The 15,399-nt window shown below is 65.4% G+C and carries 11 protein-coding genes and 1 tRNA gene; 4 read left to right on the plus strand and 8 right to left on the minus strand.

From position 1 onward, the window contains the following. Together ACTIFP_RS04025 and ACTIFP_RS04030 are read right to left on the minus strand one after the other, a co-directional pair. Complete coding sequence (locus ACTIFP_RS04025) at positions 1–762, minus strand: SDR family NAD(P)-dependent oxidoreductase (RefSeq protein WP_439567426.1); 762 nt, start codon at positions 760–762, stop codon at positions 1–3. A 54-nt stretch (positions 763–816) separates the two neighbouring features. Beyond that, positions 817–2,982 carry a TonB-dependent receptor gene (locus ACTIFP_RS04030; protein ID WP_439567427.1) on the minus strand — a complete coding sequence of 722 codons (2,166 nt, stop codon included), beginning with the start codon at positions 2,980–2,982 and terminating at the stop codon, positions 817–819. A gap of 293 nt (positions 2,983–3,275) precedes the next feature. Here ACTIFP_RS04030 and ACTIFP_RS04035 point away from each other — a divergent pair, with 293 nt between their 5' ends. Genes ACTIFP_RS04035 through ACTIFP_RS04045 form a run of 3 tightly spaced genes read left to right on the plus strand, consistent with a single transcriptional unit; the run spans position 3,276 to position 7,312 of the window. Beyond that, the gene (locus ACTIFP_RS04035) at positions 3,276–4,040 is read left to right on the plus strand and encodes an enoyl-CoA hydratase/isomerase family protein (protein ID WP_439567428.1); all 765 of its coding nucleotides are present in this window, start codon (positions 3,276–3,278) and stop codon (positions 4,038–4,040) included. A gap of 12 nt (positions 4,041–4,052) precedes the next feature. Then, the gene (locus ACTIFP_RS04040; RefSeq protein WP_439567429.1) at positions 4,053–5,648 is read left to right on the plus strand and encodes an AMP-binding protein; all 1,596 of its coding nucleotides are present in this window, start codon (positions 4,053–4,055) and stop codon (positions 5,646–5,648) included. Between the two features lie 41 nt (positions 5,649–5,689). Then, a complete protein-coding gene (locus tag ACTIFP_RS04045) occupies positions 5,690–7,312 on the plus strand; it encodes a flavin-containing monooxygenase (RefSeq protein ID WP_439567430.1) in 1,623 nt (540 codons plus the stop codon). 357 nt (positions 7,313–7,669) lie between these two features. Here ACTIFP_RS04045 and ACTIFP_RS04050 read toward each other — a convergent pair. The 6 genes from ACTIFP_RS04050 to ACTIFP_RS04075 form a co-directional block, all read right to left on the minus strand. Next, a tRNA-Lys gene (locus ACTIFP_RS04050) sits at positions 7,670–7,745 on the minus strand. 112 nt (positions 7,746–7,857) lie between these two features. Then, positions 7,858–8,964 carry a rod shape-determining protein RodA gene (rodA, locus tag ACTIFP_RS04055; RefSeq protein ID WP_439567431.1) on the minus strand — a complete coding sequence of 369 codons (1,107 nt, stop codon included), beginning with the start codon at positions 8,962–8,964 and terminating at the stop codon, positions 7,858–7,860. Continuing rightward, positions 8,961–10,868 carry a penicillin-binding protein 2 gene (mrdA, locus tag ACTIFP_RS04060; protein WP_439567432.1) on the minus strand — a complete coding sequence of 636 codons (1,908 nt, stop codon included), beginning with the start codon at positions 10,866–10,868 and terminating at the stop codon, positions 8,961–8,963. The genes rodA and mrdA overlap by 4 nt, the downstream gene beginning before the upstream one ends. 19 nt (positions 10,869–10,887) lie before the next feature. Then, positions 10,888–11,412 carry a rod shape-determining protein MreD gene (locus ACTIFP_RS04065; protein WP_439567433.1) on the minus strand — a complete coding sequence of 175 codons (525 nt, stop codon included), beginning with the start codon at positions 11,410–11,412 and terminating at the stop codon, positions 10,888–10,890. Then, entirely contained in the window at positions 11,409–12,308 is a 900-nt protein-coding gene (gene mreC / locus ACTIFP_RS04070; protein ID WP_439567434.1) for a rod shape-determining protein MreC, read from the minus strand. The genes ACTIFP_RS04065 and mreC overlap by 4 nt, the downstream gene beginning before the upstream one ends. 17 nt (positions 12,309–12,325) lie before the next feature. After that, on the minus strand, positions 12,326–13,372 hold the full coding sequence (locus tag ACTIFP_RS04075) for a rod shape-determining protein (RefSeq protein ID WP_439567435.1): 1,047 nt from the start codon (positions 13,370–13,372) through the stop codon (positions 12,326–12,328). A gap of 185 nt (positions 13,373–13,557) precedes the next feature. On the opposite strand from ACTIFP_RS04075, the gene mutL reads away from it, so the two are divergent. Further along, entirely contained in the window at positions 13,558–15,381 is a 1,824-nt protein-coding gene (mutL, locus tag ACTIFP_RS04080; protein WP_439567436.1) for a DNA mismatch repair endonuclease MutL, read from the plus strand. Positions 15,382–15,399 lie beyond the last annotated feature (18 nt).

The following is a 15,399-nucleotide window of genomic DNA, read 5'->3' on the forward strand; positions in this document are numbered from 1 at the left end:
TCAGCGCAGGGCGATCGAGATGCCGCCGTCGACGAGCAGCGATTGACCGGTAACAAAGCCCGATCGCGCCGGATCGGCGAAGAACAGCACGGCTTCGGCGATGTCCGACGTTTCGCCGAGGCGGCCAAGCGGCGTGCTGGCAACGCGCGCTGCGAAGGTCGCTTCGTCGAGCATCGCCCGCACGCCTTCGGTGGCGACCGTCGAGGGGGCGACCGCGTTGACGCGAATGCCTGCAGGCGCGAGTTCGATGGCCGAGGAGCGCGTCATGCCTTCGACCGCCGCCTTGACCCCGCAATAGACCATCGCGCCCGGCAGGCCGAGATGCGCCGAGACCGATGCGATGTTGACGATCGATCCGCCGCCTCTTGTCCGCATCGCGGCGGCCGCTGCCTGCGTACCCCAGATGATGCCGGCGATGCCGACCCCCAGCATGCGGTCGAGGCTGTCCTCGTCGATGTCTTCGATCGCCGCATATTTGGTCCACATCGCATTGTTAACGACGATGTCGATGCCGCCGAGCGCCGCGGCGGCGTTTTCGAACGCAGCGGTCAGCGCGGCGCGGTCGGCCACGTCACATCCGAGCGCCATCGCCTTGCCGCCTGCCGCTTCGATCTGGGTGACCAGGTCGTCGGCCCAATGCGCCTTGCGGTCGAGCAGCGCCACCGCTGCCCCCGCTGCCGCGAACCGCAGCGCGATTTCGCGGCCAAGCCCGCGCGACGCGCCGGTGATAAGCGCGACGCGCCCTTCGAGTGACTGTGTCATGGCGTTACCCAAAAAACGGAGCCCGCCTTGGGCGGGCTCCAGGGGGGAGAGAGGTCAGAATTTGTAACCGACTTCGACGCCATAGACGCGCCCCTTGTTGAGCGGCGAAAAGGTCGATCCGGCGAAGAAGGGCAGCGGTGCTTCGGTCCCGAACGTCGCCTCGTTGAGCAGGTTGTTGCCGTAAACCGACAGCTTCACCCGGCCATGGGTTACCGCCAGGCTGGCATCGACCATCGTCGCGGCATTGAGCAAGCCGGTGTTCTGGTCGTTATAGAAGGCGGCATCGCGATGGTTGGCGCCGACGCGCGCCTCGGCGTCGAAATCGCCGCCGACGCTGGTCGCATAGGTGATCGACCCGCCATAGCTCCACGGCGACAGCCGCGGCAGTTTGAGCGCAAAGTCGCGGGCATTGATGACGCCGTCGGCGTTCAGGTCGAACAGGATTTTTTCATATTTGCCCTTGGTATAACCGAACTGGCCCGCGATCGTCAGACCCGCGGCGGGCTTGAGCAGGACTTCACCTTCGATTCCCCTGATCGACACATCGGCCGCGTTGGTGATGATCTGGAAGTTGCCGAACGGCGCGAACGGTGCCTGGAATTCGCGCTGGGTGCCCTTGATCTTGTTGTAGAAGCCCGAAAGATTGACCCGCGCAAAGCCGCCGAGTTCCTGCTTCAGCCCGATTTCATAGGCGTCCTGCTTTTCCTGATCGAACGGCCCCGGCGCGACATTGGGGTTGAGGTTGCGGAAGTTGTAGCCGCCGCTGCGGAAACCCTGCGCGAACGAGGCATAAAGCAGCGTGTCTTCGCTCGGTTTGAACTGGACGCCGACGCGCGGGGTAAAGCCGCTCCAATCGTCCTTGTCCTGGAAGTTGTAGCTGCAGCGCAGCGTGTCGAGGTTGCAGCCGCCGACACCGATCGAGCGCACCTGCACCTCCTTTTCCTCCGCCGAATAGCGCGCGCCGACGCTGAGCGTCAGCATCTCGCTCAGGTTCCAGTCGACCGTCGCAAAGACGCCGCCGGTCCGCTGTTTCTGCCGCCCGCCCCCCGAAACGGTCAGGGCGCCGCCCGACAGCAGGCGCTGTTCGGCGTAATTGATGTCCTGGTTGAAATAGAACAGCCCGGTCGTGACGTCGAACGCGCCGAAGGTGCCGGCATAGCGCAGTTCGTTGCTGAACTGCCACTGGTCGATGTTGTTGCGCGAATGGAGGCTGGTCGCGGGGGAGCCGTCGACGTCGGCCCCCGAATCGTTGCTGAGCGCGCGCACCGCGGCGATGTTGGTGATCTTGCCGTCGCCGAACGCAGTGTCGATATTGAGCTCGGCGGTGCCCTGGTCCCAGTCGGATTTGACGAAGCCGGCGAAGTTCTGGTTCACGCGAAAGCTGTCGCGCGGGAACAGGCCGTGGTTGGTCACCGCCGGGCCATCACCGCGGATGCGGCCATGTTCGTAGCGCAGGATCAGGTCGAAGCTGTCCGACGGCTGGAGACGGAGCACCGGGCGCACGATCAGCGTTTCGCTGCCGCCGATTTTTTTGCCGTCGAAGTCGTTTTTGAACCAGCCGTCGTCGTCGTTGTAATAGACCGCGATCTTGCCGCTCAGCACGTCGCCCGCCAGCGGGCCGGACACCGACAGGCTGGCGCGCTTTTCGAGGCCGGTCGACACCGCGACCTTGGCGTCGACGCGAAGCCGGTTGGTCGGGGTCGTGGTGCGGAGCAGGACCGCGCCGCCGGTCACGTTGCGACCGAACAACAGACCCTGCGGGCCGCGGAGTACTTCGACGCCCTCAAGGTCAAAGGTATCGAACAGCACCCCCGCGCTGACCCCCAGATAGACCCCGTCGACGAACACGCCGACGGTCGGGTCGATCGAGGGGATCGAGCTGTTGATGCCGAGGCCACGGATCGAGAAATTGGCGTAGCCAGGGGTCGTGCCGACGCTTTCCAGCGAGGCGTTCGGCACCGCATAGCTGACGCTGGCGATCGAGCGAGCGTGGATGCTGTCGAGTTCGCCCGAACCGAACGCGGTGATCGCGATGGGGACGTCCTGGACATTCTGCGCCGAGCCGCGCTTGGTCGCGGTCACGATGATGTCGGTCAGGCCGCTGCTGTCCTGCTGCACCTCATCCCGCGCCGTTTCGGCGTCCTGGGCGAGTGCGGGCGATGCTGCCGCTATTGCAGCAAATCCGGCGCCCGCCAGAAACAGCCTGTAGTGCTTTGTCATTGTCCACTCCCTGGTGTGTCGCGCTTTCCGTTGGTCCTCCGGATGGCGATGTGCCGTGAAGGGGTGCGCGGGTTTTGAAATCATGGTGCCGGTCGATGACGAGCCGACTGGCCCCCGTTCCGGTGTTGCCGCGCAAAGTGCAACGAAGGCGCGAGCAGGGCGGGCCATAATCACAATCGCGATTCCGCGCGGGCCGCTTCAATCCAGAATGAGATTTTTGGGCCGCCGCGCGACTTTCGCGTCCGGTTTGCGGGTTCCCGACGCATGACCCCGGGCAACTGGGAGACAAAATCATGAGCAGCATTCGCACCGAAGTCGAAAATTTTGTCGCGCTCGTCACGCTCGATAACGCGCCGGTCAACGCCGCGGCGCTCGACATGCTTCAGGAACTCACCGACGTGTTCGACAGCTTCAACGACCGCGACGATGTGCGCGTCGCGGTGCTGACCGGCGCAGGCAAATGTTTCAGCGCCGGCGCCGACCTGAAAAATCGTCCCGACCTGTCGATCCCCGGCAAGCGCTGGAACCGCAACCGCGTGGTGCGCGAGGTTGCCTATGCGATCGCCGATTGCGCCAAGCCGGTGATCGCCGCGGTCAACGGCCCTGCGCTCGGTGCCGGGTTGGGGCTCGTTTCCAGCTGTGACATCATCGTCGCCTCCGAAAACGCGGTGTTCGGCCTGCCCGAAATCGACGTCGGCCTGATGGGCGGCGGCAAGCATACGGCGCGGATCATCCCCCACTCGCTGACGCGGCGGATGATGCTGACCGGATACCGCGTCCCCGCCGAAGAAATGTATCGCCGCGGCATCATCGAAGCGTGCCTGCCCGCCGCCGAATTGCTGCCCTATTGCATGGACATGGCCGCCGTGATCGCGTCGAAAAGCCCGCTTGCGACGCGCTATGCCAAGGACAGCATGCGCACGATCGAAAATATGACGCTGCGCGACGGCTATATTTACGAACAGGGCAACACCGCCAAGCTGTCGACCTCACACGACGCGCAGGAAGCCGTCGCTGCGTTCGTCGAAAAGCGCGCGCCCGTCTTCCTCGGGCGCTGAGGACCGGCCGCGATGGACTGGAACTTCGGCGACCTGCTCGACGCGACGGCCGCGCATGTGCCGGGCGACCGCCCGGCGATCATCCGCGGCGATCATGTCACCAACTGGGCGGATTTCGATGCACGCACCAACCGGCTGGCGCGCGCGATGCTGGCGGCAGGGATGCCCGCGGGCGCGCGTATCGCGATCCTTGCGCGCAACATCCCCGAATTCATCGAGGTTGCCGCGGCGGCGTTCAAGGCGCGGTTGACGCACGTCAATCTCAACTATCGTTATACGACGTCGGAAATCGAATATGTCCTGCGCGATTGCCAGGCGGCCGGGCTTTTCTATCAGGACGAATTCGCGCCCGTCGTCGCGCCGCTGATCGCCGGCGCCGTCGATCATCTGACCTATGCAGTGCAAATCGGCGGCGACGGCGCCTATGCGGGCATCGTGTCCGCCGGTGACGCAGCGCCGCTTGGTATCAAACGCTCGCCCGACGACGGCTACCTTCTCTACACGGGCGGCACCACAGGGCGGCCCAAGGGGGTGATGTGGCGCTCGGCCGACGCGCGGCGCTCGCAGCTGGAATCACCGGTCGCGGTGACGACGCCGGCGAACATGGACGACCATATCGCGCAGGTGTCGAAGGGCGCCGCCGGTCGTGTGATGCCCGCTTGCCCGCTGATGCACGGCGCAGGGCTCAACAGCTCGCTTGCCGAACTGCTCGTCGGCGGCACCGCGGTGCTGCTGCCCTCGGATCGCTTCAGCGCCGAAGAATTGTGGAGCGAGGCCGAGCGGCACCGCGTCACCCGCATCCTGATCGTCGGCGACGCCTTCGCGCGGCCGATGGCGGATATGTTGCTCGCGAACCCGGGCCGGTGGGATTTGTCCACGCTGCGCCTGATTTCGTCGGCCGGACTGATGTGGTCGGAACATGTGAAGGGCGCCCTGCTACAGACGCTGCCGCAGCTCACCCTGCTCGACATCCTCGGTGCGTCGGAGGCTTCGGGCTTCGGTTATGCGATCACCAACAAGGATCGTGCCACCCCGACCGGCCTGTTCGAACCCGGCCCGCAGACGGTGATCATCGATCAGGACAGCGGCCGGGTGCTGGGCTACCGCGAGGTCGGGCAGGGCTGGCTGGCGCGGCGGCCCCCGTTTGGGGCCGGCTATCATGGCGATCCCGAAAAGACCGCCAGCGTGTATCGCACGATCGACGGCACCGCCTATGCGATTCCGGGCGACATGGCCGAACGATTGCCCGACGGACGATTGCGCCTGCTTGGCCGCGGCAGCATGTGCATCAACACCGGCGGCGAGAAGGTGTTTGTCGAAGAGGTCGAGGAAGCGCTGAAGCGCATCGACGGGATCACCGATGCGATGGTGTTCGGACTGCCCGACCCCAAATGGGGGGCGATCGTCACCGCGCTGGTCGAGGCGGGCGATGTGCCCGACGATCAGGCCCTGCGCGCCGCGCTGTCGCACGATCTGGCCGCCTATAAACAGCCGCGCACGATCATCCGCGTCGCCGCCATGCCGCGCCATGCCAGCGGCAAGAGCGATTATCGCAGCGGGATGGACATCGCGCTCGCCCGCCTTGCCGACACGCCCGTCGGCGGCTGAGCGGCGCCCGACCCGACCCGATATTTCCCGGAAAGAAGACCATGCAACAGGCTGAACCTCGGACCCACTCCTCGCCCCGCCGCCTCGACGCGTTGATCATCGGCGCCGGCTTTGGCGGCATGTACGCCTTGCACCGCGTCCGTGGCATGGGGCTCGACGTGCATCTGATCGAGGCGGGCGACGATGTCGGCGGCACCTGGTACTGGAACCGCTATCCCGGCGCGCGCTGCGATGTGATGAGCATCGATTACAGCTATTCCTTTTCCGACGCGATCCAGCAGGAGTGGACGTGGAGCGAGCAATTCGCGGCGCAGCCCGAAATCCTCTCCTACGCGCGCTTTGTCGCCGACAAGCTTGATCTGAAGCGCGACATCAGTTTCGAAACGCGCGCAACCACCGTTCGCTACGACCAGGAAGCGGCGCTGTGGCGGATCGAGACCGATCGTGGCGACCGGTTCGAGGCGCGCTATTGTCTGATGGCGACGGGGCCGCTTTCGGTGCCGAAACAGGTCGATATTCCGGGAGCCGACCGCTTCAAGGGGGAGCTTTATCTGTCGGGGAAATGGCCGCACCACGATGTCGATCTCAAGGGCAAGCGCGTCGCAGTAATCGGCACCGGATCGTCGGGCATCCAGATCGTGCCGGTGGTCGCCGAGCAGGCGGCGCATCTTTACGTCTATCAACGCACCCCCAGTTTTACGTTGCCGATGCGCAACCGCAAACTCGGCGCCGACTATGTCGCCCATATCAAGGCGCATTATCCGGGGCTGCGCGCGGTCGCCCGCCATTCGTTGACCGGCGGGGTTCGGCCGATTACCAGCCGGCCGCTGTTCAGCATCCCGCCCGCCGAATGCGAAAAACTGATGGAAGACGCCTGGGCGCACAGCGGGCTGGCGTTCCTCGGCCTGTTTTCCGACCTGCTTACCAACCGCGAGGCGAACGACGTGGTGGCCGACTTTGTCCGCGGCAAGATCGCCGAAACCGTCGATGATCCGGAGACTGCGCGCAAGCTGACCCCGCGCGGCTACCCGATCTTCGCGCGGCGACCTTGCCTCGATACGGGCTATTACGAGGCCTACAACCGCGACAATGTGACGTTGAAAGATTGTCTCGAGCATCCGATTCTCGAGATTACCGAACGGGGCATCCGCACGGCCGAGGGTGAGGTCGAGGTCGATATTATCATCGCTGCGATCGGATACGACGCGCTGACCGGCGCGATGCTGTCGATCGATATCGAGGGGCGCGACGGTCGCCGCCTGAAGGATAAATGGGCCGACGGCGGGCGGTCGCATCTCGGCCTGATGATCGAAGGGTTTCCGAACCTGTTCGTGATTGCAGGGCCGAACGGCCCGTCGGCGCTCGCGAACTTCATCCTGCTCAACGAACAGAATGTCGATTGGGTGTGCGATTGCATCGAACATATGCGCGCCGACGGCCGGCGCTCGATCGAGGCGAATGCCGACGCCGAAGACTGGTGGATGAACAAGGTGACGACCTTGGGGTCGCTATCGCTCTACCCGACCGCCAACACCTGGTACACCGGCGCCAATGTTCCCGGTAAGCCTCGAACATTTCCGGTCTATATCGGGGGGCTTGGCCGGTATCGCGAAATTTGCGCCGATGCCGCTGCAGAAGGATATCGCGGGTTCGCGCTGCGCTAAGTGCGCGCGTAACGTTGCCGTCACGCCGCCTCGTTCAGCGCCACATCGACGATAGCTGCCAGGCTTTTCAAGAACCTGCGGTCGTGGTTGCTAACCGGGCCGGGAAGGCTCGCAAGGCGTGAGCGTTGAAGCTGATGGCCTGCGACAAGGTCGACTCCCCGTCCGTCCCCGCATCAATAGCGCAGAGCGGCGATCGCATCGGCGAGCTTTGAAGCGGGCAGGGGGTATCGATTCACCTTCCAATGTGCCCGGCGCGACGCCCACAAGATTTCTCCACTCAAAACGCTGCCCCGGTTCGAAAGCCAAGGTTTCTGCTTCCCTGATCGGGAAAGATTGTCGTTCAATATCAAGAGAAAATGGTGGACGCACTAGGGCTCGAACCTAGGACCCGCTGATTAAGAGTCAGCTGCTCTACCAACTGAGCTATGCGTCCACTGCCGGATTTCGGCGTGCTTCGCGGCGGCGAGTTGTCCCCTTTGCTGCGAAGCGAGCGGCCCGCTATCATGCCCATCGGGGGAAGGCAATGGCTGGCGCGAAGATTTTTCTCAATGAAAGCGGCGCGTCCCGGTTTTGCTGTCGTTTTCGATCGCCAGCACGATGCCGACGCAGGTCATGATCGTCAGCATCGACGACCCGCCATAGGAAAACAGCGGCAGCGGGATGCCGACGACGGGCGCCAGCCCCATCACCATCATCAGGTTGATCGCGATGTAGAAGAAGATCGTCATCGTCAGCCCCGCCGCGGTCAGCTGACCAAAGCGGGTGCGCGCCTTGAGCGCGACGCGCGTCGACCAGCGGAGCAGCAGGAAGAAGGCGAACAGCAGCGCCAGCCCGCCGATCAGCCCCCATTCCTCGGCCATCGTCGCGAAGATGAAGTCCGTGTGACCCTCGGGTAGATAGTCGAGATGGCTTTGCGACCCGTTGAGGAAGCCCTTGCCGCCAACGCCGCCCGACCCGATCGCGATCTTCGACTGGCTGATATGATAACCGGCGCCGAGCGGGTCGCTTTCGGGATCGAGGAAGATCAGCACGCGCTTCTGCTGATAGCCGTGGAGGAAGGAAAAGAGCACGGGCAGCGCCGCGGCGCCCGCGATCGCGGTGCTGCCGAACCACCAGAAGGGCAGGCCGGCGACGAACATCACCACCACGCCGCCGATACAGATCGACAGCGCGGTACCAAGGTCGGGTTGCAGCATGACAAGCGCCGCGGGCAGGCCGATCATCACCAGCGCCGGCCACAGCGCCGTCCAGCTGCGGTTGTTGCCCGGCGGCAACTGCGCATAGAAGCGCGCCAGTGCGACGACGATCGTCACCTTCATCAGCTCGGAGGGCTGGAGGTTCATGAAGCCAAGGTTGAGCCAGCGCTGGCTGCCGCCGCCGACAAAGCCGAGCAGCTCGACCGCGATCAGCAGGATCAGCACGCCGATATAGGCGATGTACGAGAAATCTTCGAAGATCCGGATCGGGAAGCGCCCGATCACCATCGCCACAGACAGGAAGATCAGGAAGCGCACCCCCTGCTGCCAGGCCCAGGGCGACCAGTTGCCGCCCGCCGCCGAATAGAGGACGAGGAGGCCGAAACCGGTGATCGCACTGAGCACCGCGATGAGTTTCCACGGAATGCGCTGGATGGCGGGCGGCACGACGATCATTGCGGCACCTCTGGGTTAGGGTCGCTCGACGCGCCCGATTTCCACGCCATATAGTCGCGGTCCATCCGTTCCTTGATCGTGCCGCCCCAGCCGGCCTCGAACGTCTCGAGCGCCTCCATCGCCTTTTCGCGGTCATAGAGGAAGGTGAAGATGTCCTTGGCGATCGGTGCCGCAGCGCGCGAGCCGCCCATGCCATGTTCGATCACCACCGATGCGGCATAGCGCGGGTTTTCGACCGGAGCGAAGCAGACGAACAGCCCATGGTCGCGATATTTCCACGCCCCGCTCTGGCCGCGCGAGCCCGAGGCGAGCCCGCGTACCTGCGCGGTGCCGGTCTTGCCGCCCATGGTTATGCCGTCGAGCGGCAGGCGGCTGCGCACCGCGGTTCCGGCGCCGTTGACGACGCGGTCCATGCCGGCGCGGGCGACGGCGAGCGCTTCGGCCGAAAAGGGCAGCGGTTCGTTGCGAAATTCGCGGTTGATCAGACGCGGGTACAACCGCCGCCCCGACGCGATCCGCGCCGACATCACCGCCAGTTGCAGCGGATTGACGCTGACATAGCCTTGCCCGATCACCGCGTTCAGCGAATCCGACGCCGACCATTTCTGATCGTATCGGCGCATCTTCCACGCGCTGTCGGGGATGGTGCCATAACGCTGGTTGCTGCCCGCCAGCTGAAATTCCTCACCGAGACCCAGGAGCTTGGCGGTCGGCGCCATCGCGTCATAGCCCAGCCGGTGCGCCAGCCAGTAGAAATAGCTGTTGCAGCTTTTTTCGATCGCGGTCGGCATGTCGACGCTGCCGTGGGTGCCGAGGCAGCGAAAGAAGCGGTTGCCGAGCCGATAGCCGCCGATGCAGGTGTGGCGTTCGCCGGGATCGACGCCATGCTGGACCGCGGCGATCGCCGCCATCGGTTTCAGCGTCGATCCGGGGGGATACAGCCCGCGCGTCGCCTTGTTGATCAGCGGCTGGTGATCGTCGGCGCGCAGCCAGCTATATTCGCTGTTGCTGATCCCGTCCGAAAAGCTGTTGGGATCGAAACTGGGCATCGAAATGAACGACAGGATGTCGCCGGTCAGGCAATCGATGACGACCACCGCGCCCGATTCGCGGCCCATCCGGCGCGCCGCATATTCCTGCAAATCGGCGTCGATGGTCAGGTGGACGGTCTTGCCCTGCACGTCGGGCTGGGTTTCCAGGTCGCGCACGATCTTGCCGCGCGCGGTCACCTCGACGCGGCGGCCGCCGGGCTCGCCCTTCAGCATCGGCTGGAAATATTTCTCCAGCCCGTCCTTGCCGATCTTGTACCCCGGGGTGATGTACAGCGGATCCTTGGCCTTCTGATATTCCTCGGCGTTCGGCGCGCCGACATAGCCGATCAGATGCCCGACCGCGGCGCCGGTCGGATAATTGCGCGCAAAGCCGCGCTGCGGCGCGATGCCGGGCATTTCGGGCAGGCGGACGAGGATCGAGGCATATTCGGCCTCGGTCATGTCCTCGGCCACCGCGACGGGCTGGAACCCCGACGCGGCTTTCAGGTCGCGGTTGATGCGGTCCATCGTGTCGCCGTCGAGCTGCAACAGCGTCCTGAGCTGGCCCAACACAAAATCGCGATTGTGCAAACGGTCGGGAATGATGTCGATGCGCAGCGACACGCGATTGTTCGCCAGCGCCTTGCCATTGCGATCGACGATCCATCCGCGCCGCGGCGGCACGAGCGTCAGATTGACGCGGTTGCTTTCCGATTCAAGGACATAGCGGTCGTTGTCGACGACCGAAATATAGGCCATGCGCACCGCCAGCGCGATCCCGACCGCCGCCTGCGCGCCGCCGACGACGAGCGCGCGACGGGTGAAGGTGATTCCCCTCCAGGCTTCGGTAATGGGCGGGCTTTTGCGCGGCATCTGTTTCTGGTTAAACCGATTATCGGCGTTTCAGGCGGAAATTGTCAAACTTGCCTGTCAGCCGCATGAACAGCGGGATCAGCAGCGCCGAAATGACGATCTGCGGCACCACCAGCCCGAGCACGCGGCCCGTCGCGGCGTCCTGATGGACGATCAGCGCCGCGAGCGACTGGATGATCGCGATCAACAGCGCCGCGATCGCCCAGTCATGCAGGAAGCCGCGCCAATAGATGCGCTGCGACGAATAATGGATCGCGATGCTGGCGAGCGTCCACAGCCCGACTGCGGTGCCGATCGGCTGGCCGCTGAACAGATCGTCCCACAGGCCCAGCGGCAGGCCGATCCACACCGGCCACATTTCGGTGCGCAGCAATTGCCAGCACAGAAAAAACAAGAGCCCCAGCGGCGGCAGCACCGGCGAATTGGCGACCAGCGGCAGCATCAGCGGCAATGCCGAGGCGAGCATCACCGTCGCCACCGGGACGATGCGCATCCGCCACAGCGAAGCCGGTTCGCCGAGACGCGGCCCGGCGGTCTTGTTCATGGGGCCTGGTCCGGCGCGGGTAGCGGCGCGGGCGCCGGCTGCGCGTCGATATTGTCGGGGGTATAGGGGCGCAGCACCGACACCGCATCGACCTTGGCCGGGTCGGCGAGGGGGCGCGCGAGCGCGCCGTCATCCTGTCGCCGCACGACGATCGCGACCGGTATGTTCGGCGGGTACAGCCCGCCGGTGCCCGACGTGACCAATATGTCGCCGGGCTTGAACGGGTTGTTGGCGATGTTGAGGGTGCGGATGTCGAGATCGCCGTTGCCGCGGCCATAGGCCAGCGCGGGCAGGCCGTCGCGGGCGCGGCGGACCGGCACAATATTGTCGACGTCGGTGAGCAGCAGCACCTGCGACACCGACGGGCCGGAACTCAGCACCCGGCCGATCAGGCCGTCGGCGCCGCGTACCGGCTGGCCCGCGGCGACCCCCAGGTTGCGCCCAATGCTGAGCAGCGCGATGCGCTTGCTGCTGGTCGAGGTCGAGGTGAGCAGATAGCCGTTGGCGAGCGCGGTCTTGTCGGTTTCCTGCAGCTTGAGCAGCGCTTTCAGCTGGCGGTTTTCTTCCTGCAGGGTGCTGGTCGCAACCAGCTCACGCCGCGTATCGGCCAGCTCGCCGCGCAGCCGCCGGTTCTGCGACCCTGCGCTGACATAGGCGCCGACACTGTCGTCGATGCCCGAAATCGATCCGATCACCGACCGCGACACGCGCGCGACGGGCGCGGTGATTTCCTGGCTCGCCACACGCAATTGGGCAAAGCCGACGGGGTCAACGACCGACAGGATCGCCAGCAACAGCCCCGCGACCGCGCCCGTCACCGCGATGACATAGGCCACGAACAGGCTGTACTGGGCCTTTCGGGATTGCCCCGGACGCCGATGTGCCGGGCGGACCATGAAACGCCTTTACCCGATCAGGCTTGCTGGAGCACGCCGCGGAAGGCGGGGTCTTCCATCGCGCGGCCGGTGCCGATCGCGACACAGGTCAGCGGATCTTCGGCCACCGTCACCGGCAGGCCGGTCGCATCGCGCAGCAGTTCGTCGAGTTCGGCGATCAGCGCGCCGCCGCCGGTCAGGACGATACCCTGATCGACGATGTCGGCGGCGAGTTCGGGGGCGGTATTTTCCAGCGCGATGCGCACGCCCTCGACGATCGTCCCGATCGGTTCGGACAGCGCCTCGGCGATCTGCGCCTGGTTGATCGAGATTTCCTTGGGCACGCCGTTGACCAGATCACGGCCCTTGATGTGGATGGTCAGGCCAACCCCATCCGCAGGAATGCGCGCGATGCCGAAATCCTTCTTGATCCGCTCGGCGGTTGCTTCGCCGATCAGCAGATTATGGTGGCGGCGGACATAGGAGACGATCGCTTCGTCCATCTTGTCACCGCCCGCACGCACCGAGGTGGTGTAGGCGAGGCCGCGGAGCGACAGCACCGCGACTTCGGTCGTGCCGCCGCCGATGTCGACGACCATCGAACCGATCGGTTCGGTGACGGGCATGTCGGCACCGATCGCGGCGGCCATCGGCTCCTCGATCAGCCACACTTCGCTGGCGCCCGCGTTCGATGCGGCGTCGCGGATCGCGCGGCGCTCGACGCTGGTCGAGCCCGAGGGGACGCAGATCACGATTTCGGGGCTGCGGAACGCGTTGGGCTTGCCGCCGTGCACCTTGGTAATGAAGTGCTTGATCATCTGTTCGGCGACATCGATGTCGGCGATCACGCCGTCGCGCAGCGGACGGATCGCCTCGATGCTGTCGGGGGTTTTGCCCATCATCAGCTTGGCGTCGTCGCCGACCGCCTTGACCCGCTTGATCCCGTTGATCGTCTCGACCGCGACCACCGAAGGTTCATTCAGCACGATGCCCTTGCCGCGCACATAAACGACCGTTTTGGCGGTGCCGAGGTCGATTGCCATGTCTTGGGAATTGAATTTGAACCAGCGAGAAAAGAAGGACATCGATACTGCTTCCCTGTCATCGGCACCGGGGGACCGTGCCGTCGTCGTCGAACCCGCGCGCCCGGCCGGCGACAGGACCAATCAGGGAGAGATTCCGGCTCGGCTATGGGGGGCTGGCTGGACAATATGATCAAGGCTGTGCGGGTGGGTCGCGATTTGCGTCCGACTGCGCTAGGACAGGCCCCATGTCAATACGTCGCCTGCCCGAAACGCTCGTAAATCGGATCGCAGCCGGTGAAGTGGTCGAAAGACCCGCCGCAGCGCTGAAAGAACTGGTCGAAAACGCCATCGACGCCGGTGCGACTCGCATTTCGGTGCGAATCGCCGACGGCGGAATTTCGCGGCTCGAGGTCGAGGATGACGGCTGCGGCATGACCGCCGCCGACATGGCGCTGGCGCTGGAACGCCATGCGACGTCAAAGCTGCCCGATGATGCGATAGAGGATGTCCGGACGCTGGGGTTTCGCGGCGAAGCGCTGCCGTCGATCGCCAGCGTGGCGCGGCTGATGCTCGAAAGCCGGGTGGCGGGCGGCGACGGTTGGCGCCGCGTTGTCGACAACGGCGTGGTGGTGGCCGAGGGGCCGGCGGCGCTCGCGAACGGCACCCGCGTCGTCGTCGAAGATCTGTTTGCGCGCGTCCCCGCGCGGCGCAAATTCCTGCGCAGTGGGCGCAGCGAATATGCCGCCTGCCTCGACGTCGTAAAACGGCTCGCGATGGCGCGCCCCGACGTCGGTTTCACCGTCGAGCATGACGGGCGCCGGGTACTCGACGTGCAGGGCGGGCAGGATCAGTTGAGCCGCGTCGCCGCGCTGACACAGCGCGACCTTGCCGCCAACAGCATCGGCGTCGATCTCGATCGCGGCGACGTCCATATCGGCGGCGTCATCAGCCTGCCGACGTACAATCGCGGCATTGCCGATCATCAATATCTGTTCGTCAACGGCCGCCCGGTGAAGGACCGCCTGCTCGTCGGGGCGCTGCGCGGCGCCTATGCCGACCTGCTCGCGCGCGATCGCCATCCGGTTGTCGCGCTGTTCCTCGACGTCCCCACCGGTGAGGTCGATGTCAACGTCCACCCGGCCAAGACTGAGGTGCGTTTTCGCGACCCGCAGCTGATCCGCGGCATGATCGTCGGCGGGCTGCGCCGCGCGCTCGACGACCAAGGCTTCCGCAGCGTCCAGCGCCCCGCCGAAGCGGCGCTGGCGGCGTGGCAGCAGGAACCGGTCGCGCCGCCCGCGCCGGTCCAGACGCTGTTCGCGGCGCATTTGCCCTATCCGCATGCGCCAGCGACGCATTTGTTCGGCGCCGACGACGATCCCGCCACCCACGCGCTGCTCCGCGACCGCATCGTCAATTTCGCGCCGCCGCCAACCGCGATGCCGATGGGCCGCGCCGAAGCGGCGACCGCGCCGGTGCCGCAGGGCGACGCGCATCCGCTGGGCATCGCGCGCGGACAGATCGCGCGCACCTATATCGTCGCGGAGGCCGAGGATGGCCTGGTCATCGTCGATCAGCATGCCGCGCACGAACGCCTCGTTCTCGAACAATTGCGCCGCGGCATGGGCGGGCAGGCGGTGCCGTCGCAAGGCTTACTGCTCCCCGAAGTCGTCGAACTCGACGAACCCGCGTGCGACCGCCTCGAAGCCGCGGCGGCGCAGCTTGCCACGCTCGGGGTCGAACTCGAACGCTTCGGCCCCGCCGCAGTGATGGTTCGCGCGACCCCGGCGATGCTCGGCGCGATCGATTGCCGCAAACTCGTCACCGACATCGCCGACGATCTTGCGGGCTATGACGCCGCGCTGGGGCTCAACGAAAAGCTCGAACTGGTCGCCGCGACGATGGCCTGCCACGGCTCGGTCCGCGCCGGTCGCACCCTCAGCGTCGCCGAAATGAACGCGCTGCTGCGCACGATGGAGGTGACGCCGCATTCGGGGCAATGCAACCATGGCCGCCCGACCTGGGTCAAACTGGCGATGGACGATGTCGAACGGCTGTTCGGGCGGAAATAGGCAGGCTATCGGCGGTGC

The sequence above is a fragment of the Sphingopyxis sp. genome, assembly GCF_051861155.1.
Classification (GTDB): Bacteria; Pseudomonadota; Alphaproteobacteria; order Sphingomonadales; family Sphingomonadaceae; genus Sphingopyxis.

What these genes read in the sequence shown, in the direction of transcription:
- mreC (WP_439567434.1), bottom strand. Translation starts at nt 12,308, where the DNA reads ATGGTCCGCCCGGCACATCGGCGTCCGGGGCAATCCCGAAAGGCCCAG.
- rodA (WP_439567431.1), bottom strand. Translation starts at nt 8,964, where the DNA reads ATGATCGTCGTGCCGCCCGCCATCCAGCGCATTCCGTGGAAACTCATC.
- ACTIFP_RS04040 (WP_439567429.1), top strand. Translation starts at nt 4,053, where the DNA reads ATGGACTGGAACTTCGGCGACCTGCTCGACGCGACGGCCGCGCATGTG.
- ACTIFP_RS04025 (WP_439567426.1), bottom strand. Translation starts at nt 762, where the DNA reads ATGACACAGTCACTCGAAGGGCGCGTCGCGCTTATCACCGGCGCGTCG.
- ACTIFP_RS04045 (WP_439567430.1), top strand. Translation starts at nt 5,690, where the DNA reads ATGCAACAGGCTGAACCTCGGACCCACTCCTCGCCCCGCCGCCTCGAC.
- ACTIFP_RS04035 (WP_439567428.1), top strand. Translation starts at nt 3,276, where the DNA reads ATGAGCAGCATTCGCACCGAAGTCGAAAATTTTGTCGCGCTCGTCACG.
- ACTIFP_RS04065 (WP_439567433.1), bottom strand. Translation starts at nt 11,412, where the DNA reads ATGAACAAGACCGCCGGGCCGCGTCTCGGCGAACCGGCTTCGCTGTGG.
- mrdA (WP_439567432.1), bottom strand. Translation starts at nt 10,868, where the DNA reads ATGCCGCGCAAAAGCCCGCCCATTACCGAAGCCTGGAGGGGAATCACC.
- ACTIFP_RS04075 (WP_439567435.1), bottom strand. Translation starts at nt 13,372, where the DNA reads ATGTCCTTCTTTTCTCGCTGGTTCAAATTCAATTCCCAAGACATGGCA.
- mutL (WP_439567436.1), top strand. Translation starts at nt 13,558, where the DNA reads ATGTCAATACGTCGCCTGCCCGAAACGCTCGTAAATCGGATCGCAGCC.
- ACTIFP_RS04030 (WP_439567427.1), bottom strand. Translation starts at nt 2,982, where the DNA reads ATGACAAAGCACTACAGGCTGTTTCTGGCGGGCGCCGGATTTGCTGCA.